This window comes from Caloranaerobacter longqiensis (assembly GCF_050286925.1).
Classification (GTDB): Bacteria; Bacillota; Clostridia; order Tissierellales; family Thermohalobacteraceae; genus Caloranaerobacter.
Map to the genome: position 1 here is coordinate 26,614 of NZ_JBFWFX010000016.1, position 7,882 is coordinate 34,495.

Annotated in this window: 6 protein-coding genes; 4 read left to right on the top strand and 2 right to left on the bottom strand. The window is 25.0% G+C overall.

Features of this window, described 5'->3' with window-relative positions:
* Positions 1-77: 77 nt before the first annotated feature.
* Entirely contained in the window at positions 78-539 is a 462-nt protein-coding gene (locus tag AB4Y15_RS11270; RefSeq protein WP_427340450.1) for a helix-turn-helix domain-containing protein, read from the bottom strand.
* A 325-nt stretch (positions 540-864) separates the two neighbouring features.
* On the opposite strand from AB4Y15_RS11270, the gene AB4Y15_RS11275 reads away from it, so the two are divergent.
* From AB4Y15_RS11275 to AB4Y15_RS11290, 4 genes are all read left to right on the top strand, one after another.
* Positions 865-1,119, top strand: a complete 255-nt coding sequence (locus AB4Y15_RS11275; protein ID WP_427340451.1) for a hypothetical protein — start codon at positions 865-867, stop codon at positions 1,117-1,119.
* A 500-nt stretch (positions 1,120-1,619) separates the two neighbouring features.
* Positions 1,620-1,796 carry a hypothetical protein gene (locus tag AB4Y15_RS11280; RefSeq protein WP_427340452.1) on the top strand — a complete coding sequence of 59 codons (177 nt, stop codon included), beginning with the start codon at positions 1,620-1,622 and terminating at the stop codon, positions 1,794-1,796.
* A gap of 486 nt (positions 1,797-2,282) precedes the next feature.
* Complete coding sequence (locus AB4Y15_RS11285) at positions 2,283-4,385, top strand: AAA family ATPase (RefSeq protein ID WP_427340453.1); 2,103 nt, start codon at positions 2,283-2,285, stop codon at positions 4,383-4,385.
* 4 nt (positions 4,386-4,389) lie between these two features.
* Positions 4,390-6,132, top strand: a complete 1,743-nt coding sequence (locus tag AB4Y15_RS11290; RefSeq protein ID WP_427340454.1) for a UvrD-helicase domain-containing protein — start codon at positions 4,390-4,392, stop codon at positions 6,130-6,132.
* A 399-nt stretch (positions 6,133-6,531) separates the two neighbouring features.
* Here AB4Y15_RS11290 and AB4Y15_RS11295 read toward each other — a convergent pair whose 3' ends face one another.
* The gene (locus tag AB4Y15_RS11295; protein ID WP_427340455.1) at positions 6,532-7,146 is read right to left on the bottom strand and encodes an ABC transporter ATP-binding protein; all 615 of its coding nucleotides are present in this window, start codon (positions 7,144-7,146) and stop codon (positions 6,532-6,534) included.
* Between the last annotated feature and the right edge of the window lie 736 nt (positions 7,147-7,882).

A 7,882-nucleotide genomic window follows, 5' to 3' on the forward strand; every position in this document is an offset into this window, starting at 1 on the left:
GTGCAGAAAAACAGATATTATTCATTTTTATGAAAACAATTTCATTCTTATAGAAAAGCAAAAAATAAATAAAGTCTCTAAGTTGAGACTTTATTTTCAATAACATCCAGATCTTTAATAAAATTGAGTTCTTCCAGGATATGATTAGTAATATAATCAATTGCTTTAGTATTGTAGTCGTATTTTGACATTGTAGCTAAAAACAATATAAAAATTTCATTAAGTTTTTGATTTATGTAATCTATTTTTTCATTTGTTCTATTATTTTTATCTTTTAGTATTTTTTTTAGTTCTTCTTGAATACTTAAATCACGGATATCAATATAGTCTGATTGTAGTAGTTCTCCTAGCGAAACATTTAATTCCTTAGAAATTTTTAATAACAGTTCTAACTTAAAAACATCATGTCTTCCATTTTCAATATTATTAACAAGCCCTGTTGATATATTAAGTCTCTTTGCTAATTCAGGTGTGGATAGTTTTTTCTTTTTTCTATATTTTCTGATTTTTTTACCCAATTCCACATATATATTAGGCATGTCCGATACCCCCTTGGTAAGGAGTATTGACAGAAATGAGGATTATATACAGGGGGTTTTGGTAAGAACATAATATAATGATAATATTCGCTGATTATTAGCAGGAAATAGCAAATATGATGTAGAATTGATATATTAGTACAATTTACCAATAATATTGTTTTAATATAAACAGTACAGTTTACTTATCTACTATTAGTATCTAGATATCATTATTTAAAGGAAAGTTTGAAGAAAACTGTTTGGAAGGTTTATATGTTTTAAATTCTTAAGAATTAGACTGTAGGTAAAGTCTATATAAGTTATAAAGCGAGGTGTAAATTAAATGAACAAAGTCACATATTTCAAAAATTTTACTATCGAAACAGAAATTGATATTGCAGGAACTTTTATTTATAACGGAATAAGAGAGTTTAATCGTCTTGAAACTTTTAATAATGAACAAGAGATTTTTCATGTTTTATATCCTATTTCTGTAGGAATAGAGCGGTTACAAAAAGTTCTTATTGTTCTTTTAGAAGACATTTCTTTAGATGAATTAGAAGACTTTGAAAAAAGCTTAATTACGCATAGTCATTAGGAATTACATAATAGAATAAAAAAGAGATGTAAAATAGATTTTAATTCACAACAAAATAGTTTTTTATAACTTATTACCAATTTCTATAATAATTGTAGATATAGTAGATTTAATTTAAATGGAAATTACTCTAGAGAAAGAGACTTGTTAATAAATTTTATTTCAAAAAATCTAAAATTAGATATTATTGTTGATGATATCTTTCAGAGTACATTAAATAATAAAAAAATAAAGGATTTTTTGGGAAAATTGTTGGTTCAATATCAAAAAAATACTATGAAACAATTAAAGAACAAGCTAATAAATTAAATATATACACTTATGAATTTAGATATGATTCTTCTGCATTTAAGATATTTTTACCTGAATTTAATAAAAATTCCTTACAAAAACAGTATATTAATGAGCAAATAGCACTTAAAGAATTTATTATTTTTTTAATTAATACAAAACAAACATCAGCTTTTTATGAATTTATTAAAAATATTAAGCTGTTGGATTTGGATATTACTTTAGTACAGGAATATCTAGCAGATATTTGTAAAGGAAAGGTACCGCAATCACTTATAGATGAGGTTGAATTTCTATATGAAGAAATAGAAGATGTTAAGAAAAGGCTTGAATGTTTAGAGATTATTGGTAATATACGTGTTATATTTGATGATGATATAGAATAAGTTGAAGAAATATAAAAAAGATGCTAAAAATAAGAGGCAGGATTTCATAGTTTAGAATTGTGAAAAAGTAAGACTTTATTTTTTTAAATGATTCAATAGTAGTTGAATGTAAAAGTTACACTTGGACAAAAAATATAATTTTACATAAGCTAAATTATCAACAGTTATGGAAACTGTTTTTTATTTATCAATGATAAACGCTAAAAAAAGATTATTGTTATTCAAGATGATTTCAACAATAAGGGTGTAAGTCTAATTGATATTTTTGTTAGAAGGTATGAAGGATTACTTAATGATATAGAGATATGGGCTTATATTGTAGGTGATTCTCTTAACAGTGACCAAGTAGAAGTAAAAAGGCAAAAAGGTAAAGTCTGGTATAAGAAATTATATGGTGTAACTAATGATACATAATAGATGTAAAAACTTATATTAAAAGATAATTAAATATGTAATTTAGTATTATGAACAAAGGGGGATATAAATTTGTATATTTCAAAGATAGAAATTGAGAATTTTAGGAATTTTAAAGATAAAGCAACTATTGAATTTAATGATGGGATGAATGTGATTATAGGGCATAATAACTCAGGGAAAAGTAACTTGTTAAGAGCATTATCATTAATATTTAGTAATAATAGACCTAGACCAGATATTGATGATTTTAACAAAGAAATTGATTTTACCAAATATTTCGAAACTGAAGGTGATGAATTAAAATATACTGAACCTCCAAAGATAAAAATTTCAGTTTACATTGAAGAATCTAAAGGTAAAAATGAAAAAGAAGAAGATAATTATATAGTATATGATTGGCGAATACAAGTTGATCCATACTATATTGCAAAACTAACTTATGAATTTTTTTTACCCGAGAAAGATCTACAGAATTATCAAAAAGATATAAAGAAGTTAATAGAAAAAGGTAAAACTAGTCGTGAAGATTATTTAAAACTATTAAAAAGAAAATATATAACTAAGTATATTTATAGAATCTATGTACAAGATGAAAAATTAAAGAATAGAGTAGATTTTGAGCAATTATCAAAGTTTGATTTTCAATTTTTGGATGCAATACGTGATGTAGAAAAAGAACTCTTTACTGGAAAAAATACATTATTGAAGGATGTTTTGATTTATTTTCTGGACTATAATATAAAAACTGATAAAACGATAACAGATGAGGTTAAAAATGAAAAAATTGAAAAAGAAAATGAGAAATTTGATGATATCTCAAAACAGTTAATACAAAATTTAGTTGAAAGGATAGATATAAAGCACATTTTGGATTATACAGATAAAAGTGGTGCTTCAATTTGTGGACAACCTAAGTTTAATGGCGAGATAACGGAGATAGATATTCTGTCTGCTTTAAAATTATTTGTTGAAAAAGAAACTGGAATAGATATAACTGCTAAAAATAATGGATTAGGATATAATAATTTGATTTATATGGCTATATTACTTTCAAAAATGCAGATGTATTCAACTGAAGAATATATAAATGAAGACGATAGAAAAATATATCCTATGCTTGTTATTGAAGAACCAGAAGCACATTTACATCCATCTATGCAGTTTAAGTTTCTTAAATTCTTAAAGAAAAAACTTGAAGAACGAGAAAAAGTTAGACAAGTTTTTATAACAACCCATTCTACTCATATTACTTCAGCAGTAGAACTTGATGAGATTATTATATTAAATAGAAACAAGGAAGATAAGTTAAATGTTGCCTATCCTGGCAAAGTCTTTTTTGATTTAAAAGAAGACCAAAAGTCTAAAGCATATGTAAAGCGATTTTTAGATGCTACAAAATCAGACATGTTATTTTCTAAAGGAAGTATCTTTGTAGAGGGAATTGCTGAACAACTTCTAATGAGTGCATTAGCTCAATATGTAGATTTAGAAAATGATAATGTATTTGATTTAGAAGATAATCATATATCCGTTATCAATATTGGAGGTAGATATTTTCAACATTTTTTAAAAATTTTTGATACAACTAAAGAATTTTCATTGAATAAAAAAGTAGCATGTATTACAGATAATGACCCTACATTTGATGCAAAAAAATGTTTTCCATTTGAACTAGATAATTCGAATAAATCTAAATATATTAGTAATCCCATTATTATAGAAAAGAGTAAATATGAAAAAGCATATAATATAAAGATATTTTATGAGGAAAAAGCTGGGAAGACTTTTGAATTTGCATTAGCTTATCATAATCCAGATAACTTTTTATTAATTACAAGTTGTATGAGCAATAAAGAAGAAATAGAAAAATTAATGGAAATGTATAAAGAAAATAAAAGTTTTGAAGAAATGATGCAAGTATCAAAGTTAAAAGATGATTTGAAAGAAAAATTAAAGAATTCAATTATAATTGAAGACGAAGATGAGAAAAAGAGAATTTTAATAGCAACTAGATATTATCAGTCTGTTGAAAATAGTAAAGGTGAACATGCATTAGAGTTAAATTATAACTTAAAAGAAAATTTAACCAAAAAAGGGACAAGTGATTTTGTAGATTTTAAAGTGCCTAAATATATAAAGGATGCTATTGAATGGGTTTGTAAAGAGGAGTGACATTATGAAAAGAATTAAATCAGATACTTGTATAGAAATTGAGAATAACTTTAAAATTGAGGCGGGGCCAGGGGCAGGAAAAACTACATGGCTTATAAATCATATAAAACAAGTTTTAACAACTTCAAAACGTTTAGGAGTTGGTAAAAAAATAGCATGTATAACATACACCAATAATGCAGTAAATGAAATAAAGGAAAGATTAAATGAAGGAACAGGAAAAGTGGAAGTGGATACAATACATGGTTTTTTATATCGAAATATAATAAAGCCATATGGATATTTGTTAAAGGATGATAATGGTAAATGTTTGATAAATTTAGATGAGCTATCAGGACATCAAGAACATATACCATATAGAAATTTTTTAAGGTTATTATTAGAAAGATATACTGAAAGAAAAAATAATGAAAAAAATTACATATTTTATTTAAAAAATGAAAAGTTTATCGAGTATATTAAAAAATTTGATTGGATTCAAAACGAACAGGGTGAATTTGAGTATAAAGTTAATAGTTTAAACAAAAGGATGATTTTTCAGAATAAACTACCTTCTTTCAATAAAGAAGAAATTGAAGAATATAAAATGAATTATTGGAAAATAGGTGTTTTACATCATGAAGATGTTTTATATCTTTCATACAAAATTTTAAAAGAAAATAATAGAATAGTTGATTTTTTAAATAAAAAATTTCCATATATATTTATTGATGAATTTCAAGATACTCATCCTATACAAGCAATGATTATAAAAATGCTTACTAATGATAAAACAAGAATAGGTATTATTGGTGACTCAGCACAAGCTATTTACGAGTTCAATGGAACTGATAGAAGACAATTTACTGAATTTAATGTAGATAATCTAAAAGTATATACTATTAAAGAGAATAATAGATCAGGTAAATCAATAGTTGGTTTTTTAAATATATTAAGAAATGATTTTGAACAACAACCTATAAAACTTAATAGTGGTGAAGTAAGAATTTTAGTAGGCGATAAATTTAAGATAGTAGAAAAAATAAGAAACGAAGAGAATGCTATTATATTAGTAAGAAACAATAGTGATGTTAATGAATTAGAATTCAATGAAAGTTTGATTGACAATTTATGGGAAAAAGCGATAGCGATTGACAGTAATGAAAAACGAGTAAATACATTATATACGATTTTAAAATCAATACAGCTTTATAATTTTCAGAGTTATACTGAAGCGAGAAAAGAGATAAGTAAGATATTAAAAAGAAGAAAAAACGAGAAGAAACTTAGTAAATGGGATAAAAGGAAGATAGCAATAGATATATTGGATAAAGTTGCTAAAAGTTTTGAAGAATATAAAAATCAAGGGATTATTGATTTTAATAATGAAGTAGTAAAAAACATTGAAGATATTTATAATTTAGGAAAAATGACATCAATAATTACAAGTAAAAGTAAAAGACTTGTGGATTTTTATAAAGAATATAAAGTAATAGATTTTTATCAATCTTTGAAAATTAATGACAGTCAAGGTTATATTAGAACCATACATAGTGCAAAAGGGAGTGAATTCAATTCAGTATTAGTAATAATGGATGAAAAACAGAAGAAGTATCTTTTCAATTTTGACCTAGAAAAAGAAGAACATAGAATTTTTTATGTAGCTTTTAGTAGAGCAAAGGAGAAATTGTTTATTAATGTTCCTATTTTAAATGAAAGTGAAGCTGAATATTTAATTAAAAGGAATATTGATATACAATATATTTAAGGAATTGTAATTATTAATATTAGTGCGAAATAGAAAATAAAATTAAAAACTATATACTGGTAGGGTGTTGAATTCAATATAGCTGCTTTAAATACCTGCTAAAAAATCTTTTTAGTATTTAACTTTTTTGAAAATGAAATTGTGTAGTAATATTTATTCATAAAAACAATCATTTACTTAATATTTTTTATTTCTTTTTTGTTTATAATTAGTTAGTCGGATAGATTCATTGTGTTTAATTTTAGAAATTATTCTTTGGATATTTTATGTATAGACTAAATTTTTACGACATAAAGTATCATTAAATATTTGCATTTGCTTTAAATTTTTTGATATCCCTTTTTATAGGGACATTTTTTTTACTATATTACTTTTGTTGATATCTAAATTTTTCTGCCTTTATGTAGATATAGCTTCTGCTATATCATGTGTAACCATTATTGCAGTTTTTTCTTCATTTTTAAGTATAGTTCCTATTTCATCTGCTATTGCGAGCCTGGTTTGATAATCAAGAGCAGAGAAAGGTTCATCTAAAAGGAGAATATCAGGTTTTACAGCCAATGTTCTAATCAAAGCAGCCCTTTGCCTCATACCACCTGAAAGCTGGCTTGGATAATGGTGTTTGAAATCTCCTAGTCCATATGTATCAAGGAGATTTTCTACGTATTTTTTTGTTTCTTTATTTAATTTTTTCTGTATTTCTAGTCCAATTAAAACATTACCTAAAATAGTTCTCCATTCAAACAAATGGTCTCTTTGAAACATATAGCCTATTTCTTTATTTGTATTTTCGACTTTTTTACCATTAATAAAGACTTCACCTTTAGAAGGCTTTAAAAGTCCGGCTATTATAGATAAAAGAGTCGATTTCCCACATCCACTTGGACCAACCAAAACCACTATTTCTCCATGATAGATATCAAGAGTAATATTTTTTAAAGTATAAGTTTCTCCGTCTATAGTGTGATAAATTTTACTGACATTTTTAATTTCTACAACTTTTTTTCTGTTCATTTATAAGCCTCCTTGAGGAGATAATTAGCATAATTGCATATATTATTTTATTCAGTAAATATAAAAGGTGTGATAAATTAATAAAAAACAAGAGGATAATTCCAAAATTTCAATTCGTAATTTAAGAAAAAGATAAAAGAGACTGATAAATAAAATGAAAATAAGAACAAGTTTAACAGATATAGCATATGCAATAACAGATGCAGAAGTATTATCAGAAATAGGATGGAACATATGAGATACAGAAAGAGATATAAAAAAAGGGATATTAGAAGAAGGGACAATAAGAAACATAGTAAAGAAATATGAAGCAGAAGAACTAATAGAAGCATACAACAGATATATAGAGAGAGATAGTGTTACTAAAAGAAGAAGTAAAACCGAATCTACATATAGAATATACGTATATTAGAGTGTACAAAAGTGGAAGTAGAAATAAGCAATTAGAACTACGAAAAATCAGAACTAGTAAAAATAGATAAAGAAGTAAAAAGAGAATATAAGCTAGGAAGTTTAAGGGGATTACTAGACGATAGTGGAATAATAAAAGAGATAGTATTTGGTTTATATCAAAAGAAATAGCAAAAGAATAAAGGAGTCTGTAAATAATTTTGTGCTTTAAACTCCAATCTGACAAGAAATAATTAACTAGATATAATAAATAACTTTTAAACTCACTTTTATAGTTGCCAAAATTATATGGTAATATACATAAAATCGTATAATTTTGGCAATA

Excerpts from the sequence above, each read along its gene's own strand:
- AB4Y15_RS11295 (WP_427340455.1), bottom strand. The coding sequence starts at position 7,146 with ATGAACAGAAAAAAAGTTGTAGAAATTAAAAATGTCAGTAAAATTTAT.
- AB4Y15_RS11270 (WP_427340450.1), bottom strand. The coding sequence starts at position 539 with ATGCCTAATATATATGTGGAATTGGGTAAAAAAATCAGAAAATATAGA.
- AB4Y15_RS11290 (WP_427340454.1), top strand. The coding sequence starts at position 4,390 with ATGAAAAGAATTAAATCAGATACTTGTATAGAAATTGAGAATAACTTT.
- AB4Y15_RS11275 (WP_427340451.1), top strand. The coding sequence starts at position 865 with ATGAACAAAGTCACATATTTCAAAAATTTTACTATCGAAACAGAAATT.